The organism is Candidatus Clostridium helianthi, assembly GCF_045310795.1.
GTDB classification, from domain to species: Bacteria; Bacillota; Clostridia; order Clostridiales; family Clostridiaceae; genus Clostridium; species Clostridium helianthi.
Genome location: NZ_JBJIAB010000021.1, coordinates 78,470 through 96,223, shown reverse-complemented (window position 1 = coordinate 96,223; position 17,754 = coordinate 78,470). Strand labels below are relative to the sequence as shown.

Annotated in this window: 14 protein-coding genes and 1 rRNA gene; all 15 read right to left on the bottom strand. The window is 29.9% G+C overall.

Translation table 11 applies throughout. The annotated features are described in order from the left end of the window. Positions 1–219: ribosomal RNA gene (locus ACJDTP_RS16320) — 16S ribosomal RNA — on the bottom strand; the annotation flags it as partial. A gap of 565 nt (positions 220–784) precedes the next feature. Beyond that, entirely contained in the window at positions 785–1,705 is a 921-nt protein-coding gene (locus ACJDTP_RS16315; RefSeq protein WP_077840937.1) for an aldo/keto reductase, read from the bottom strand. A gap of 85 nt (positions 1,706–1,790) precedes the next feature. Next, positions 1,791–2,666 carry a MurR/RpiR family transcriptional regulator gene (locus tag ACJDTP_RS16310; RefSeq protein WP_041894307.1) on the bottom strand — a complete coding sequence of 292 codons (876 nt, stop codon included), beginning with the start codon at positions 2,664–2,666 and terminating at the stop codon, positions 1,791–1,793. A 30-nt stretch (positions 2,667–2,696) separates the two neighbouring features. After that, on the bottom strand, positions 2,697–3,665 hold the full coding sequence (locus ACJDTP_RS16305) for a Gfo/Idh/MocA family protein (RefSeq protein WP_406761832.1): 969 nt from the start codon (positions 3,663–3,665) through the stop codon (positions 2,697–2,699). Positions 3,666–3,712: 47 nt separating this feature from the next. Continuing rightward, complete coding sequence (rpiA, locus tag ACJDTP_RS16300) at positions 3,713–4,393, bottom strand: ribose 5-phosphate isomerase A (RefSeq protein ID WP_406761831.1); 681 nt, start codon at positions 4,391–4,393, stop codon at positions 3,713–3,715. 187 nt (positions 4,394–4,580) lie between these two features. Next, positions 4,581–5,114, bottom strand: a complete 534-nt coding sequence (locus ACJDTP_RS16295; RefSeq protein WP_078116069.1) for an ECF transporter S component — start codon at positions 5,112–5,114, stop codon at positions 4,581–4,583. A 38-nt stretch (positions 5,115–5,152) separates the two neighbouring features. After that, positions 5,153–6,298: a pyridoxal-phosphate-dependent aminotransferase family protein gene (locus ACJDTP_RS16290; RefSeq protein ID WP_078116068.1), complete on the bottom strand. Its 1,146-nt coding sequence runs from the start codon at positions 6,296–6,298 to the stop codon at positions 5,153–5,155. A gap of 265 nt (positions 6,299–6,563) precedes the next feature. Continuing rightward, complete coding sequence (locus ACJDTP_RS16285; protein WP_406761830.1) at positions 6,564–6,902, bottom strand: PTS sugar transporter subunit IIB; 339 nt, start codon at positions 6,900–6,902, stop codon at positions 6,564–6,566. Positions 6,903–7,219: 317 nt separating this feature from the next. Beyond that, positions 7,220–8,602: a L,D-transpeptidase family protein gene (locus tag ACJDTP_RS16280; RefSeq protein ID WP_406761829.1), complete on the bottom strand. Its 1,383-nt coding sequence runs from the start codon at positions 8,600–8,602 to the stop codon at positions 7,220–7,222. Between the two features lie 293 nt (positions 8,603–8,895). Continuing rightward, positions 8,896–10,137 (bottom strand): L,D-transpeptidase family protein, encoded by a 1,242-nt coding sequence (locus tag ACJDTP_RS16275; RefSeq protein ID WP_406761828.1) that lies wholly within the window; start codon positions 10,135–10,137, stop codon positions 8,896–8,898. A gap of 555 nt (positions 10,138–10,692) precedes the next feature. Then, the gene (locus ACJDTP_RS16270) at positions 10,693–11,592 is read right to left on the bottom strand and encodes a chemotaxis protein (RefSeq protein WP_078116066.1); all 900 of its coding nucleotides are present in this window, start codon (positions 11,590–11,592) and stop codon (positions 10,693–10,695) included. A 335-nt stretch (positions 11,593–11,927) separates the two neighbouring features. Further along, complete coding sequence (locus ACJDTP_RS16265) at positions 11,928–13,073, bottom strand: toxic anion resistance protein (protein ID WP_078116065.1); 1,146 nt, start codon at positions 13,071–13,073, stop codon at positions 11,928–11,930. Positions 13,074–13,100: 27 nt separating this feature from the next. Further along, the gene (locus ACJDTP_RS16260; RefSeq protein WP_078116064.1) at positions 13,101–14,300 is read right to left on the bottom strand and encodes a 5-bromo-4-chloroindolyl phosphate hydrolysis family protein; all 1,200 of its coding nucleotides are present in this window, start codon (positions 14,298–14,300) and stop codon (positions 13,101–13,103) included. Positions 14,301–14,661: 361 nt separating this feature from the next. Beyond that, positions 14,662–15,498, bottom strand: a complete 837-nt coding sequence (locus ACJDTP_RS16255) for a PRD domain-containing protein (protein ID WP_406761827.1) — start codon at positions 15,496–15,498, stop codon at positions 14,662–14,664. 24 nt (positions 15,499–15,522) lie between these two features. Next, complete coding sequence (locus ACJDTP_RS16250; protein WP_078116062.1) at positions 15,523–17,661, bottom strand: PTS sugar transporter subunit IIABC; 2,139 nt, start codon at positions 17,659–17,661, stop codon at positions 15,523–15,525. Positions 17,662–17,754 lie beyond the last annotated feature (93 nt).

The window sequence follows — 17,754 nt, the reverse complement described above, 5'->3', positions numbered from 1 at the left end:
AGCGGATTACTCCTTTAATTGCTATGCCATGCGGCACTACAATCTTATGCGGTATTAATCTTCCTTTCGAAAGGCTATTCCCCTCTATGAGGCAGGTTACCCACGTGTTACTCACCCGTCCGCCGCTAATCCACTCCCGAAGGAGCTTCATCGCTCGACTTGCATGTGTTAAGCACGCCGCCAGCGTTCGTCCTGAGCCAGGATCAAACTCTCAATAAAAAGTTTAATCTTAGCTTACTCAAATAAAAATTGCTGGTTTACTTAAATGTATTTATCTTATTCTGTTCAATTTTCAAAGACCAATTTTCTTTCTTACAACTTTCGTTATAATTTTATATTATTTTTCGTCACCCTCAAGCGACTTTTTTTATTTTATCACTTGATTTTTAACTTGTCAACAATTTTTTTAAAATTTCAAATTCCTTTATTTAAAAGTTCTTTAATATTTCTTTCAAATTGTTTACCGCTCTTAGCGACGTGTTTTATCTTACCATTAATATTTATCTACATATACTCAATCATCTACAATTTGCAGCTTTTATATTTCAAATTCTCTCTTTATATATATAATACTACAATATCCTACTAGAGATACACCTGGCATAGTTATCCAATATATTATATCTAGATTCTTCATATTTCTTAATCATATTAGCTTTTTACACTTTATAAATTTTCTTAGACTCACTATTAATTTATTTGCCCAATGGCTTAATCTTCTCACATAAAATAACTGGCTTAAAGTAAAACTTAGTTCCACTCCAAGCCAGATATCAATTTTAACTTATGGTAATTTGTTTCCTGCTGCTAGATATATTTCATACCATTCTTGTCTAGTCAATGTGATATTTGATGCTTTGCATATTTCTTTTATTCGTTCAGCATTCATAGATCCAACTATTGTTTGTATCTTTGCTGGATGCCTTAATATCCATGCAGTTGCAATTGCAGTATTAGTTACTGCGTACTTTTCTGCTATTGCATTAATCTTCTTATTTAATTCTGGGAATTTATCATTATCTAAGAATACGCCTTCAAAGAATCCATATTGATAAGGAGACCATGCTTGAATAGTTATATCTTTAAGACGGCAATATTCTAATACTCCCCCATCTCTATCTATAGAAGCATCATTTTTGATATTCATATTTAATCCTGCATCTATCATTCCTGTATGCATTATACTAAATTGCAATTGATTTATGATTATTTTGTTATTCAAATATTTGTTAAGTAATTCTATTTGCATTGGAGTATGGTTACTCACTCCAAAATATTTTACTTTCCCGTTTTCGTGTAATTTAGAAAAAGCTTCTGCAACTTCTTCAGGTTCCATAAGCGTATCTGGACGGTGTAGGAGTAATGTATCTACATAATCTGTTTTTAATCTCTTTAAACTAGCATCTACTGAATTTAAGATATGTTCTTTTGAAAAATCATACATTATTCCTGGTACTATAGAACACTTAGTCTGAATGATCATTTTTTCTCTTATGGAAGAGTTCATTTTAATTGCATCTGCAAAAACTTCTTCTGATTTTCCTCCCCCGTATATATCAGCATGATCAAAGAAATTAATTCCTTCTTCCAACGACGTCTTAATGATCTTTTCCGCATCGTTCTTTTCAACTGATGCCATTCGCATGCATCCAAGCCCAATTTCAGAAGCTTTGATTCCACTATTCCCAATATCTATATTCTTCATCTTTATACCCTTCCTTCTTCAAATCTAATATCTATTTAAAATTTTAAATAAAATATCTATTATATCACTCTATTGTAATTTCTCCTTATATCTTTCCTTCTGCAATAGATTGTTCGTGCTGACTAATCCAATTATATGCATCTTCTTTATCCCTTGTTAAAAGTAAATATAAGATTTCTATAACAACCATAGCCGATACTCTAGAAAAGCTAAACTCATCTAGAAATAATTTCTCTCTTGTTGAAGTATTTATATGATATTTGCTTTTGTTGGCAACAGGAGAATTCTCATGATTAGTTATAGAAATAGTTGTTGCCTGTCTTTCATTAGCAATTTCAAGTAAAGCTACAAGCTCTTTTGAAGCTCCTGAATTAGATATTACTATAACTACATCTTCTTTAGTTAAAGTATATGAAAATGCAAGTTGTGTTTCCCATATGGTATTAGTAACAGATGATATTCCCAACTGATTAAACTTATATGCTCCATCCATTGCTACAGGTATTGTATTACCAACCGCTGCAAATTGAACAATTCTCGCTCCTTTAATTGCTTCTAATATTCTTTTTATATTACCTTCATTCATCATTGAAATTGTTTGTTTTAATTCTTCAATTTTATTTGCTAATATATTTTGAAGTGATTGCATTATATTATTGGAATCTAATTCATTTGATATATTACTACTTTTTAAATTAACCATTTCTTTAGCTATTTTAATTTTCAAATCATAGAAACCTTTTAAATCACATTTTTTACAGAACCTAACTATTGTAGCTTCACTAACACTACTTTCTAATGCTAACTCAGAAACAGTCATTTCAATGACTTTTTCTTTATTATTAATTATATAATCAGCAATCTTTTTTTCTGCTTCATGTAAACTTTTATAAATGCAAAGAATTTTATCTAGAACACTCTTTTCTATCTCTCTCACTTTAATAATTACTCCCTTAATCATCGTATCCAAGTAATTAATTTATAAAACTTGTTACTCAAAAGTATAGCTTAAATTCCATTGTTTTCTTACCTCATCCATTATATCCATAACATCAACAGACAATCTTAAAGTATCATTACCTGTTTTACTCATTACCATACTATTTACGCATTCAATTTCATATTCTAATGCTTTTGAACCATGGCCTTCTTCAATAATTTCTACACTTCCATCAGGATATGTAATTGTTGCTTTATCTGCTCTTGGAAAATTTTCAACAGTTATATATCCTAATTCTCCACATACAATTCCTCTCTTTGGCTGTTTTGCTCTCATAGTTAATGATATAACTGCCATTTCATCATCAGAATTTTTAAGAATTATACCTGACTGCTCATCTACTCCAGTTTCGAATTTCTTAACTGTAGTTAAAATTTCCTCTGGCTGACTAGAGAGAAAGTACCTTGTAAATGACAATGCATATGTTCCTATATCAAGAAGCGCACCTCCTGCTAAATCTGGGCTAAAAAATCTATTTGTCACATCATACTCTTTAAGGCTTCCAAAGTTAACTTGAATCATTTTAATCTTTCCAAGCTTGCCATCATCAACAATTTTACGTAACTTTTTATATAACGGCATATGATAAATAGTCATTGCTTCTGCCACTATTAATTTTTTCTCATTTGCTAAATCAACTATTTCTTTCAATTGCTTTCCATTTACAGTAATTGCTTTTTCACAAAATACGTTTTTATTATTATTAAGACTCTTAATTATATATTCGTAATGATTACAGTGAGGCGTCGCTATATAAACGACATCTATATTATCATCTTTTAGCATCTCATCATAATCTCCATAAGCTTTTTCTATGTTATATTTATTAGCAAAATCCCTTGCCTTTTCAATATTTCTTGAACCTACCGCATATATCTTCCCATCCACTTCATTTATAGCCTTTGCAAAATCTGCTGCAATTGTTCCCAGCCCTAGTATTGCCCAATTTATTTTATTCATATCCTTCACCTCATACGTTTTAATTTTAAATTTTATTCTTAATTAAATTATTTTTGTGAAATTTCTCTAATACCTTCTTCACTGGCAATAATTACTTTTGTAATTACATTAGTAAATAGCGATGTTTCTATAACTCCACAGATTTTTATTAGATTATCATTTAGTTTATGAATATCTTTTACATTATTAAAGAATACATCTACTAATAGGTTGCCATTATCACTTATAGTGAATCCATCTTTTATATCGCTACTTCTAATCACTGGTTTCCCATCTAATTCTAGTACTTTTTTTTCAACATACTTCAAAGAATCCTCTAAAACTTCAAGTACTACTGGAACATTAAATGTTAACTCTTTTTCAACTTTTGCTTCATCAACAAGGAGAATATATTCTTCCGCCATACTAGCAATTAACTTTTCCTTAGTATGAATTCCTCCACCACTTTTCAATGCATTTAATTTTTCATCAACTTGATCACAGCCATCAAAAGCAACGTCCACTTTATCCACAGAACTTGTGTGTAAAACTTCTAAACCTTTTTCTATACAAAGCATCTTTGTTTTCACTGATGGAGTAACTATCTTTACGTTAATATTTTTATCCTGTTTTATAAATTCTATTAAATAAGCTATGCTCCTCCCTCCGCCTAGACCTACTATCATTCCATCTTTTATATATTTCATGGCTTCCTTAGCACTATTTTTCTTTAAATCGTTATTACTCATTCTCAATATCCTCCTAAATACAGTATCAATTTAATATAATCATAATATGATATATTTATTTCGTCAATATCATTATTTACGAAATAAAGTTTCATAAAGTGTCATATTTTATTATAAGCTTTATTAAATGCAAAAAAATGATGCTTTAAAGTAGTATAAATCACTTCAAAGCATCATTTTTATATATTTAAATATACTTTTTATATCTTCTAAGTACTTTAGCAATAGGTAATCCAAGCAATAATCCAATAATAATCTGAGTCACATTTCCAGGTATTGATGCAACTGGTGCTACCCAGTTTCCATAAAGTATTCCTTCAGTAATGTAGTATCCTGCTATCATCCAAATACCTGATAAGATAATTGCTAAAAGATTAAGTACAATACTATTACCTTCTTCATTTTTACTCCACGATATGGCACCAACCATGTATCCCATAATTCCTCTTACTACGAACGTAAATGGAGCCCAAAGTGCCCATCCTGATGATAAATCAAATATTGCCATTCCTACAGCAGCAGCTATAGCACCCTTCTCTTTTCCAAACACAATTGCTGTAACAAATAACATTACAGTTCCTAAATGAACTAATCCGCCAGTAGCTAATATCGGCAATCTAATATTTATAAATGCTGTTGCAACAAATACTAGTGCTGTTAATAGTGCTGTTTCTACCATGTCTTTTGTTTTAAATTTACTTTTTCTTCTGTTTATTTCCATTCCTTGCCCCACCTTTGCTTAATTTAATAACTAACTATTTAACTATTTAAGTGTCTAATAAATGAATTCACTAATTCACCATTACTTTCAAATCCTAGATCTTTTAGTCCATTCTCAATTATATTTAATGCATAAAGAATCTTATCAACTTTTGCATTCTCCCCCATGTGTCCTATTCTTAAAATTATATCTTCATATGGATTTAGTGATGTTATAATCAAAGTATTGTATTTACTCAACATATGATTCTTAAGCCTCTGAGCGCCTATGTTTTCCGGTATTTTGACCGCTGTTACTGTATTTGAATAACCATCTTCTAAAAATAATTCAAGCCCAAATTCACTAACAGCCTTCCTAGTCGCATATGCTATTTTTTCATGTCTTTTAAGCACATTTTGAATTCCTTCATCCAAAATATTATCAACCGCTTTATCCAACCCCATGATATCACTTATCGGCATTGTGTATGGAAACCACTTATTTGTGTAATAATTTTCCCAGATATTAAGATTGCAGTAAAACCCTATTACTGGAGTCTTTCTATTTTTCATTGCTTCTTTAGCCTTTTCGCTGATGCTTACCATAGTTAATCCAGCTGGAGCTGAAAATGCTTTCTGAGATCCACCTAATGCTATATCAATTTTCCAGTCATCAACCCTTATTTCTTCTCCACCCATTGCAGAAACAGAATCAACAACAGTTAAAATTCCATACTCATTTAATAATTGGCATATCTTAGATAAATCATTTAAAACTCCTGTTGGCGTATCGCAATGAACTATTGTTGCATACTTAAAATCATGATCCACATTTAAAAATTCATTTAATTTACTTTCATCTATAGCTTTGTTATAATCGCACGAAAAATATACCCCTTCTCCTCCGTACATTTCAACAAAGTCCTTAAAACCTCTCCCATAAATTCCATTGTCTAAGACAAGTACTCTATCACCTGGTTCAGTAAGAGATGCACATGCCGCTTCTAATCCTAAAATACCTTCCCCACTTAGTATATATACCGGATTTTTTGTCTCAATTATTTTCCCTATTTTATCACAAGTATTTTTATAGAATTCCACAAATTCTTCGTCTACATCTGGATTAGTAGTTATCCTAGCTCTTTCTAGCCTTACATTTTCTCTAACACTTGTTGGACCCGGAGCATAAACGAATTTCTCATTCATAGAATGCATCACCTTCCTTTCTTTTGTATTTTAATATTAATTAAAATATCATATATAATAAAAAAAGTAAATTGTACGGATACAATGTGTTTTTTATTTTTAATTCTCTATTAAAACCTAGCTTTCTAAATCAACTATTTTCATATTTTATACTTACACAATGAATAATATCTGCAGATTTTCTAATGATATAATTTACCACAAAATAAAAAATAAGCTTTCAAAAACAACTTGAAAGCTTATTTAATAGAATTTATAAAATCTTCTATAAATTTTTAGGTCTATTTTTCATTTGTTTCTTCTCTATTAACTTCAATGCAAAATCCAATACTTTTTGACCATTCATCATTCCATAATCAACCATAGGTATTACATCTACTGGAATTCCTAATGGCTCACAAATTTTCTTTGCCTTTCCTAATGTATATCCAACTTGTGGTCCTAACAACGCAACATTTACGCCATCTAGATTTTTATCCATTTGACTTTCTGGAAAAGCTTCAATATCTACTTCTATCCCTTTAGTCTTGGCTGCATCATTCATTTTATTAACTAAAAGACTTGTTGACATTCCTGCTGCACAAAATAATCTAATTTTTATCATAATTAATTCCTCCTAAACAATGTATTTATTCTAGTGCTATTACTTAGTTAAAGTATTTGCAAATTTTCTTAATTTAATTATTTAATCAATTAAACTCTTTTTTGTTATTAAATAATCTTGGCCATGTCCAAATAAAATTCTATTATAGGCCAACCTTAGATATTAATTTTTCCTTTTTATTGGTCGGTATGAATTTATTATATAACAATAAATTTCCTTTGTAAATGTTTTCCGTTATATCCACTTAGGAAAAAATTAGCTTAAATAGGATAGTTGCGATTCATCCTTTATATAAATTTAACCATTTAGAACCACCACTAATAGCAAACTATCGGAGTGCCTTCTTCAATATTATTAAATAGAACCTTTGCTAGGTAATATGGTGCATTAACACATCCATGGGAGCCATTCGCTTTATATATGTTTCCACCAAACTCTGATCTCCAACTTGCATCATGTATACCAACATTCCCATAAAAAGGCATCCAGAAAGAAACAGGACTACTATAATTTTCACCTTTCAAGGTAGCATCCTTTTGCTTATAATTTAATTGATAAACTCCAGTTGGAGTCGGAGAACCTCTGCTTGCATTACCTGTAACAACATCACCTTCTATTACAAGTATTCCATTTTTGTAATACCATAAGTGTTGAATATTCATATTAATTTCCACATAAGTATTCCCTATGTCATTACTATCATGAGATAAAGCAACTTGCTTATATATAGGCTCTTTTGCTATATTTTCTCCTTTCTCAATATCTTTAATCAACTCTTTTGTTTCCTGTGAAGTATCAATTAGCCATCCGTAATTTCCTCCACTAACTTTTGTTATTGTTCCTAAAGATGTTTTGAAATCTCTTGTTTTTCCTGAAGTATTATACGTATTAGCAATTTTTTTCATATACTCATAGACTTTTTTTTCATCAATTGCAACAGAATAATCTTGATTTACTTTAAGCCAATTGTGTATTATTGATCCATCAATAACTTCATTATCTTCGCCGAAGGAATATGTAATTTTTGATGATGCATATTTATCGAGTATATTTTTAGCGTCTAAAACTTCCTTAGATGTTGATATATACTTAGGATTCTCATAGCAATTAATTGATTCTAAATTAATTTTCTTCTCCCCATTGACAATTGCCTTTATTAAGTGTTCATACAAAGCATCTTTATTAATCTTATTTCCATATATCTCTTTGTTAATTATATATCCATCATCTTTATATTCTAATTCAGGATTTTTAGGTGCCACTACACTGCTTCCTGTTATACACGAAAGATTATTAAAGCTTTTCTTTAATAAATCTTCGTTATATGATACAGAATCCGTAATTGTATAATTCTTCTCTCCTAAAAAAGATAAAATCCAAGCAAATGGAATCTGCTTACTTTTCAGTTCTTTAATTTTGTCTCCTAAATCATATCTTAAGTTAATATCCGCTCCTTTTATTTCTTCCTTTGCACCATAACGTTCTTCTAATTCCACTGAATATGTGCCCATTTTAGATAATATTTCTTCTTCTGCCTCTTGCGCTGTTTTACCTGAAACGTCAACTCTATTAATTGTTGAACCAAAATAAAAATGATTGATAAAATGTATAGAAACTATTGAATATATAGCTACCAGGGCACAAATAATCATCATTATTCTTTTTGGATATTTTATGTATTGTAATATTTGTTTTATCATACTTATCCCACCTGACATCATTCAACCTTACAATTTTTATTTTTAAATCCTAAAATTATAGCTTGTACAAAAAATATATTAAGTAACTTTTATTGAAGTTTTATATTTTAATAATTATGTAATTATAATTGCATTTAGAACATTTTAAATTCAATTTCTTAATTATAAAATGTTTATTATTATTTATAAAAAAAGGAAAGTTCTGACCTAAAAAGATCAAAACTTTCCTTTGTATTAATTATAATTTAATAGAGCTTTTTACTCTCGTGTGCTGATTAGAAATATCTCTAATATTACTCATGAACAATAACAGGGCAGCCTGGGCTAATATTATCAAATATTGCCTTAGCTACATAATATGGTAGGTTTACACATCCATGTGAACCATCAGTCTTATATATTTCTCCTCCAAATTCATCTCTCCAACTAGCATCATGAAGGCCAATATCATTCTTAATAAAAGGCATCCAAAAGCTAACTGGTGCTGCATAATCTTCACCTCTTAATACTGAATCTCTTTGCTTCGAATTTAGGTAAAACACGCCTGTTGGTGTTCCATGCCCAGTACTTTCATTACCTGTAACTAGGTCACCTTCTACAACAAGATATCCATCTTTATAGAACCATAAATGTTGTTTACCTTTATCAACTTCAACAAAAGTATCACCAACATTACTAAAATAACTGGATGTAGAGGTTTGAGTATATATTGGATATTTACTTATAGTTTGTCCGCTCTTTATATTATCTATCAGAGCTTTTGTTTCCTCAGAAGCATTAATCATCCAACTATGGTTATTACCATTATCTCCACCGCTAACCTTTATGCTTGTACCAAGTGATGATGCATAAGTATTTGCTATATTATCAACATAGTTTCTAACCATATTTTCATCAATTGTTACATTAAAATTACTATCAACGCTAATCCAATCCTTTATTATTGAACTATCTAAATATTGTGTTAATCCTCCAAAATTATAGGTAATTTTAGAGGCTAGATACCTATTAAGTGTATCCCTAGCGCTAACAACTACTGGGGAGTTTATTTTAAATCTAGGCTCTGAACTTTCGTAACAGTTAGCAGCCTCTAAATTCAATGTTGTGTCTCCATTTTGAATCGCTTTTACTATACTTTTGTATAATATATCTTTTTTTACTTTGTTTCCATAAACTTCTTTTGATATTACATAATTATTATTTACTAAGACTAAAGTAGCATTTCCAGATTGAACCACTTTACTATCATCAGAACAACTTAGTTTATTTATAGAATCCTGTAACAATTTATTATCAAATGTGATACCTGAATCAGTTTTCAAACCAATGTCAGATCCATTAATTTGTTCCTGAACTCCTCCTCTTTCTTGTAATATTAATGCATATGTTTCAGGTGACTTTTGTTTTTCATTTTTAGTTTCAGCATACGCACCTATACTACTAATAATAGAAATTAAAAATACAATGCTCAGACAATAAAAAAAGGCTATCATCTCTTTAGTGATTTTATTAGATCTATTTTGTTTTTCTTCCATAAAAACCCCCTTATATAAGATTCTATCAATATTAAATTTTTGCACATACAAGAAATTTTTATATAAGTATTATAAAGCTGTTATATACATTATTCCCCCTTTAAAAGCTCTTTGTAAAATATAAAATCTCTTGAATAATATAACATGTTATTAGCAATTGTACATTACATATTATACAATATTTTCCATATAATAATCAATTGTCATATAATATTTCTCTTCAATTAATCATATATTTATGTTAAATAACAAAATATCAGTTGACTATAGGGCCAAAGATTTTCCTACTCATATGCCTTTTTAAGCGCATGTGAGAAAAATTTCACAGGTGGATATACTGCCTATTTTATTATCTTTATAAAATTTCTCCTTCTTAATCAGTCTTTTCCATATTTTATCTACAAGTTTGAATTCATATAAATTCCTATAAAATAAAAAGGCATGAATTTTTCACCCATACCTTTAACTATCCTATTAGATTAATTTTAGCAGATCTAAAATTTACTTATTCTAGTTGTGTTTGGCATAATGATAAACACTTTAAATATGCATTTTCTAAACACTTAATAGTTTGTCTATTGTATCAACCAGATCACTTACTTCTGGCTTACTTAGCTGTGCATTTGCTCCTACAGATTCTCCCTTATGTCTTAGTTCTTCTGTAATTAATGATGAGAATATTACAACTGGAAGTCTTTTTAATGTTTCATTTTCTTTTATTTTTCTTGTCAATGTGAGCCCATCCATCTGAGGCATTTCTATATCTGTAATAAGTAATTGAGCTTCTTTAATAAAGTTTTCACCTTTATTTCTTGCTAATTCTTCAAAGAAATCTAATGCTTGTTTACCATCATCAAAAATTCTTAAATTCTTAAATCCTGCTTTTGTAAGAGTATCTTTTAGTAACCTTCTAATTAAAGCAGAATCATCAGCCATAACTAATTTTATAGACGATCTATCCTTATAATCTACTTGTATAAGTCTATCTTCACTTATTCCAACACTTGGACAAATATCTGTAACTATTTTTTCAAAATCAAGCATAATTAATACTTTTCCATTTAAAAGTATATTTCCGACAGCTAATGAGTTTTCTGATAAATCATCAGGTTTTCTTATTTCATCCCATCTTATACGATGAACTCCAACTATATCATCAATATTAAACGAAACCTTTATTTTATTAAACTCACAAACTATAACTTTAGAGCCAAGATTTCCTGCCGATCTTTTTGTTAATATGTATTTTAAATCAATCAAAGTAAGTATTTCATCTCTGCATAGTATGAGGCCAGCTATCTCTGGCTTAGGATCTGGCAATTTAGTTAAGTTTGAAGGCATTTCTATTACCTCTTTAACTTTTACAACATTAATTGCATAATGATTTCCATTTGCGATAAATTCTATTATTTCTAATTCCCCAGTACCCGATTCTAGTAATATGTTATTGTTCATAATATCTCTCCCCCTTACTTAAGATCTTGTAATTGTAGCATTATCTTGCAAAATATATCCTTTCACTTTTTTGTAGTTATCACAGCATTGATCCTATGTTTTATATCGTATTCATAATTATAGCTTATGTATATGTTAAATAAACATATTATTCTATTTATGCCTATACTTTTATTAAATACTTACATCTATTATCGTTACCATATATAACTTCTTTAATTATATCATTTATATATGATAATTTGTAATTAAAAAAACTAAAATTAATACTCACTGTGAAAGATACAAAAAAGTTTTACCTTAAAATAATTAAAACGGAAAACATTATTATTTTTTTATCTTTGTCTCATTTGCAGAAGCCTATCTTTCAATTTACCTTCAATTTCTTGTAATTCGGCTTCAGCAGCTTTACGTTTTTCTCTTCCTTCACTTTGTATTCGTAAAACTTCATCAAGAGTTGATATCAATGATTCATTTGTATTCTTTAGAGTATCAATATCAACAATTCCACGCTCAGATTCTTTAGCTGTCTCAATTGTTGACATCTTTAGTGTTTCTGCATTCTTACGTAACAGCTCATTGGTCATATTTGTAACTTCATTTTGAACCTTAGCCGCATTGTTTGAATGAGCTACTCCAAGAGCTAATACAATTTGACTCTTCCATAGTGGAATAGTATTCACAAGTGTAGATTGTATTTTTTCTGACATTAATGAATCATTATTTTGAACAAGACGAATTTGAGGTGCCATTTGGAGTGAAATCATTCTAGTTAATTCTAAATCATGTATCTTTTTGTCAAAGCGATTGCAAAGAGCTACAAAATCATTTGTCGCCTGAGCATCTTCTGGAAGCCCACTTATTCTAGCTCTTTCTGCTAACTTAGGTAGCTCTTCCTTTTCTAATTTTGAAAGTTTCTTCTTCCCTGCTAAGATATACATGGAAAGTTCTTTAAAATATACTTTATTTATTTCATACATTTTGTCAAGCATAGCAATATCTTTCAAAAGCTGTATTTGATGATTTTCTAGAGCACTACAAATCTTATTTATATTACCTTCAACCTTTTCATACTTTGCTTTCATTTGCGTAATCTTCTCTGCTGATTTCTTAAAAATGCCTAAAAATCCCTTTTTTTCTTCAACAGATTCAAAATTTTTAAGCTCACATACTACATTTGTTAGCATCTCTCCTACTTCGCCTAAATCTTTTGTTTTAACATTATTTAAGGCTGTCTCGGAAAAATCTGCAATCTTCTTTTGAGCTCCTACTCCATATTGAAGAATTGAATTTGTATTATTTACATCTATTTTATCTACAAATTCATTGACCATCTTCTTTTCTTCTTCTGTTAGATAGCTTTCATCAAAAATTTCTTTTTGCTTACTTTCTTCTACCTTAGCAACAGGAACTTCCTCCTCAAAAGGCTCAAATGTTAAGCTTGGCATCATATCTATATTTTCCTTAAATCCATCATTCACTTTTAATTCCTCCTTCTTGATTAAATACTATTTTTTAAAATCATCTTTTTTAAGTCCTTCTTGAGTAAATAGTGTTTCAAGAACAGAAATATCTGTAGAAATATCTAATGCTATTTCTTCAAATAAGTCATCTAATAAATTTTCAAATGCATTATTTATAGTATCCAAAGTTTTCTCAATTTCATTTTTTGCATTTCTTATATTTTCACCATGAACTGGCTGATCATTCAATTCCTTATATGCATTAAGAAGTTTTAAAGTCATAGGCAGATAGTGCTTTGCAAATCTATCAACTTCTTGAAGCTTTTTAGGATTCTGCTCAACATACTTAAGTATTTGATTTATGATATTCTGGAGCCTATTTAATTTTTTGGAAATTTCTTCTTTATCTATAGAATTAATTATATATCCTATTTGCTTAATATAATCCCTTCCCATTTCAATTGTATTCCTTAGTTCCATCTTCACTGGATCATTGAAGTCTTTTTTTAGTTCCTCTTGTTTTTTTAATTCATCTTCATTCCTTTTCTTCAAAGATTCCTGTGAAGTCAAATAATTCTCATAAACTTCATTATTTAACATGAAATAAGTCTGCTTATCATCAATATGTCCTTGTGGAAACATATTTAATTCAATCATTTTTCTTAAATCTTTAACTACAAATTTATTTTTCTTCCTGACAGCTTCAGCTAATTCACTAATAGAACAATAGCTATTACCTCGTAGCAATTTCACATATTCTTTGAAACGCTTCACTCTCTTTCTTAAATTTATACCTCTTAAAGTAAAAGCTAGACTCGCCGCAAGAAAAGAAAATAATATTCCTAAGCTAATCAAATTACTCATTAAAAATTCATTCTTAAAAGAAATAAGTATTGAGTATGAAATTATTAATATTCCTAATATTCCGCTTAATATAGATCCAAATATTGTATACAATATTCCTGATATGCTTCCAACTGGTCTCTTAGCAATATATCTCTGTATTTTATTTTCAGATTTTGGAACAACATTCGCAATATTTTTAGATCTATTTTTTAATTCATCTTTTATCTTTTTATCAAAATACTGTGATTTATTTACAAATTTATTTCTTGTCTCTCTCACAGTTTCTTGAGCTTTATCATCAATATCTTTTTTTATCTTAGCAAAATCTATGACATCGAATGCATTTTTTATTGTATCTCTAATTTGATTTTCTAAATTAGAAAAATCTTTTTTATCCATTCCCCTGCCTCCAAATTATTTTATTAAAACTTAACTTAAAATTAATTTATTTGCAACGATATATTGGCTTTATTATATCTTATTCTTGTATCTATTACAATTTGTAACATCTCTATCTCCCTTTAAAATTCTCATTCTAAGACATAAATATCCATAATTTTTTGTTTTGTTTTTTATAGAAATACAAAATCTACTTCACAGGCTGTATATTTCTAATATCTTCAAAAATTATTCACAGATTTGACTTTATTATAATTCCCCCAAAAAAATAAGCCCCGCGATAAATTATCGTGGAGCTCTAGTTTCAATAAAACGCAACCTTAAATTTTTATAATTCCATTAAAATTATATTATATATATTCTAATCCTCTAATTCATCTGAGAATACCCTTTCAATGTGCATTGCAAGGTATCCTATTTCTACAGCCTTAATCTCTTTTCTTAACTCCTTACCCAATTTCACACATATATCTTCAGCAATTTCGAATGACTTTGGAAATCTTTCACTAATGTAATCATTCATATCAAGTTTTATTGTTTCCCCTTTTAACATTCTTGCCGCCATATACTTGATATGGTTCATAAGACGATTATAGGATAATGATTCTATATCTATTGTCTTTCCTGTACTCTCTTCAATTGACGTAATGCATGACCTAACTAACATTGCTACTTGCATTGCTTGTGATACTTTTTCATTTCCCAGGCTTGAATGAATATGAAGCGCTATATAGCCAATCTCATCTTCATTTATTTCAATTCCTTCTATTTCTTTAATAATATCTTTTCCTTTGCAGGCTACCTCATATTCTTCTGGAAATAAAGCTTTGATGTCTTGTGTTAACGGATTACTAATTTGTTCATTATCTTTTATTCTTTTTACTGCAAATGCAATATGATCTGCAAGTGGGCATAAAATGTTCTCGTCTACTTCATGAAATTTCTTTTCTGCTTCTACAATAATATTATTCGCAATTTCTAAGATCTGAGGCTCTATATTGTTTATTATCTCCTTGGTCAATCCTCTTTCAGTTTCTTGTTGCAAAAGATATATATGTGCATTTTCTGGAGCTTCAATACGTTCATTAACTTTTTTACCAAAACCTATACCTTTTCCGAGTAATATATACTCTTTATAGTTATCCATATTTATAGCGAGTACACCATTATGATTTAGTGCTTTTATCACTCTAAACATTTTATGCCTCCTCATCCTTATATATTATTCAAATACATCAACTGCAATTAAAGCTTCTCCAGCTTTTATATCTCCAATTTTTAACAAACGCACCTTTTGATTGCTATTCAATGCAGTGCATATGCATGGTGATGCAATAGATGGTGCATTATTTTTTATAAATTCTAAGTCAAAGCTTAATATTTTATCTCCAGCTTGTACTTTATCTCCCTCTTCCACATAAGTTTCAAAGGCTTTTCTATCAAGCTTTACTGTATCTATTCCTATATGAATAAGTAATTCAAGTCCATCAGTTGTTGTTAACCCCAATGCATGTTTTGATGGGAATACAAAACTTATTACTCCATCTGCTGGAGCTATAACATTTCCATCACTTGGAATAACCACAGCTCCATCTCCCATTATCTTGCTCGCAAATACTTCATCTGGTACTTCGGATAAATCTTTTGCTTCGCCTGTTAATGGACTATTTAAAATTATTGTACTTATAACTTTTCCTTGAACTTCTTTTTCAATACCTTTTTTAGTATCTTTTTCTGGTTCTTTTTTTATTATTGTATAACTAGCATTTTCCTTATCTGGTGCTGTAACTAAGTAATCTTCTAAATTTGATTTTATAACAGTTACTTTTGGACCATACATTATCTGAACACCTACACCTTTGTGAAATACTCCTGATGCTCCAGTTTGCTTTAACAAATCCTCATTCACCAATTCGGAGTTATGTACTGTACAACGCAATCTAGTTACACAGCAGTCAACATCAGAAATATTGTTCTTTCCTCCAAGACCTCTGCATATCATAGCAGAAAGTTCGTCTGCATCTTCATTTTGATCATTCTTCTTTGCTTCTACATCACTTCTAGTATAAAGCTTAACCTCACCAGAATCTTCACGACCTGGAGTCTTTAAATCAAGTTTTTTAATTAAGAAAGTGAATAATAAATAGTATACTACAAAATATACAATTCCTACAATAACAATCCACATCCAGCTCGTTTTAGCATTTCCTTGTAAAATACCAAATAAGAATAAATCAATAAATCCACCTGAGAAAGTCATACCAACTCCAACACCTAACATGTGCATTAACATATAAGCAAGTCCCGCAAACACACAATGAATTCCATACAGTACTGGTGCTACAAATAAGAATGTAAATTCAATTGGTTCTGTTATACCAGTAAGCATTGAAGTTAGTGCTGCTGATAATAATAATCCACCTACCGCTTTTCTCTTTTCTGGTTTAGCACATTTATACATAGCTAGTGCTGCTCCTGGCAAACCAAATATCATGAGCGGAAATTTACCTGACATGAACCTTGTTGCAGAAACACTGAAGTGCGCTATTCCTGGAGTTCCTAGTTCTGCAAAAAAAATATTTTGGGCACCTTCAATAACTTTGTCACCTACTTCTGCCGTGCCTCCAACAGCTGTTTGCCAAAATGGTAAATAAAATACGTGATGAAGTCCAAAAGGTATTAGTAGCCGTTCCATTAAACCATAAACCCATGTTCCTGCATAACTTGATGCAAGCACTATATCTCCAACTTTGTAAATAGCACCTTGAACTGGAGGCCAAATATAAAACATTAAGATTCCAACTATTAAATATACAATTGAACTTATAATAGGAACAAATCTAGTTCCACCAAAAAACGATAATACTTGTGGTAATTCAATTTTATAATACTTATTATGTAATGCTGCTGTACCAAGTCCTACGATAATACCACCGAAAACACCCATTTGTAATGAAGTTATACCAAGTACTTCAGTTGATGCACCACTTAAAAGAGCATCTGTTCCACCATGAATTTTAATCATTGCACCAATTGATGCGTGCATTATAAGAAATGCAATTCCTGCTGCTAACGCTGCAACTTCTCTTTCTTTCTTAGACATGCCTATTGCAACCCCTATTGCAAATATTAAAGGCAAATTTTCAAACACAATGTTTCCTGCATCATTCATTACTGAAAAAAGTGAATTAGCAAATGTGCCAGGTCCAATTAAGCCTGTAAGTCCATACGTATCAAGCATTGTTTTATTGGTGAATGACTCACCTATACCTAAAAATAAACCTGCTACTGGTAAAATAGCAATTGGAAGCATAAAAGATCTTCCTACACGTTGCAAAACGCCAAAAACTTTGTCTTTCATAATTCTTCTCCTTCATAGGATTATTTTTGCACATTATGAATGCCTTATCATGCCTTTTGTGTGCAAAAAAACATTAACCAACATAAACATCTT

What these genes read in the sequence shown, in the direction of transcription:
- ACJDTP_RS16295 (WP_078116069.1), bottom strand. Translation starts at nt 5,114, where the DNA reads ATGGAAATAAACAGAAGAAAAAGTAAATTTAAAACAAAAGACATGGTA.
- ACJDTP_RS16275 (WP_406761828.1), bottom strand. Translation starts at nt 10,137, where the DNA reads ATGGAAGAAAAACAAAATAGATCTAATAAAATCACTAAAGAGATGATA.
- rpiA (WP_406761831.1), bottom strand. Translation starts at nt 4,393, where the DNA reads ATGAGTAATAACGATTTAAAGAAAAATAGTGCTAAGGAAGCCATGAAA.
- ACJDTP_RS16270 (WP_078116066.1), bottom strand. Translation starts at nt 11,592, where the DNA reads ATGAACAATAACATATTACTAGAATCGGGTACTGGGGAATTAGAAATA.
- ACJDTP_RS16305 (WP_406761832.1), bottom strand. Translation starts at nt 3,665, where the DNA reads ATGAATAAAATAAATTGGGCAATACTAGGGCTGGGAACAATTGCAGCA.
- ACJDTP_RS16255 (WP_406761827.1), bottom strand. Translation starts at nt 15,498, where the DNA reads ATGTTTAGAGTGATAAAAGCACTAAATCATAATGGTGTACTCGCTATA.
- ACJDTP_RS16285 (WP_406761830.1), bottom strand. Translation starts at nt 6,902, where the DNA reads ATGATAAAAATTAGATTATTTTGTGCAGCAGGAATGTCAACAAGTCTT.
- ACJDTP_RS16290 (WP_078116068.1), bottom strand. Translation starts at nt 6,298, where the DNA reads ATGAATGAGAAATTCGTTTATGCTCCGGGTCCAACAAGTGTTAGAGAA.
- ACJDTP_RS16315 (WP_077840937.1), bottom strand. Translation starts at nt 1,705, where the DNA reads ATGAAGAATATAGATATTGGGAATAGTGGAATCAAAGCTTCTGAAATT.
- ACJDTP_RS16310 (WP_041894307.1), bottom strand. Translation starts at nt 2,666, where the DNA reads ATGATTAAGGGAGTAATTATTAAAGTGAGAGAGATAGAAAAGAGTGTT.
- ACJDTP_RS16280 (WP_406761829.1), bottom strand. Translation starts at nt 8,602, where the DNA reads ATGATAAAACAAATATTACAATACATAAAATATCCAAAAAGAATAATG.
- ACJDTP_RS16250 (WP_078116062.1), bottom strand. Translation starts at nt 17,661, where the DNA reads ATGAAAGACAAAGTTTTTGGCGTTTTGCAACGTGTAGGAAGATCTTTT.
- ACJDTP_RS16260 (WP_078116064.1), bottom strand. Translation starts at nt 14,300, where the DNA reads ATGGATAAAAAAGATTTTTCTAATTTAGAAAATCAAATTAGAGATACA.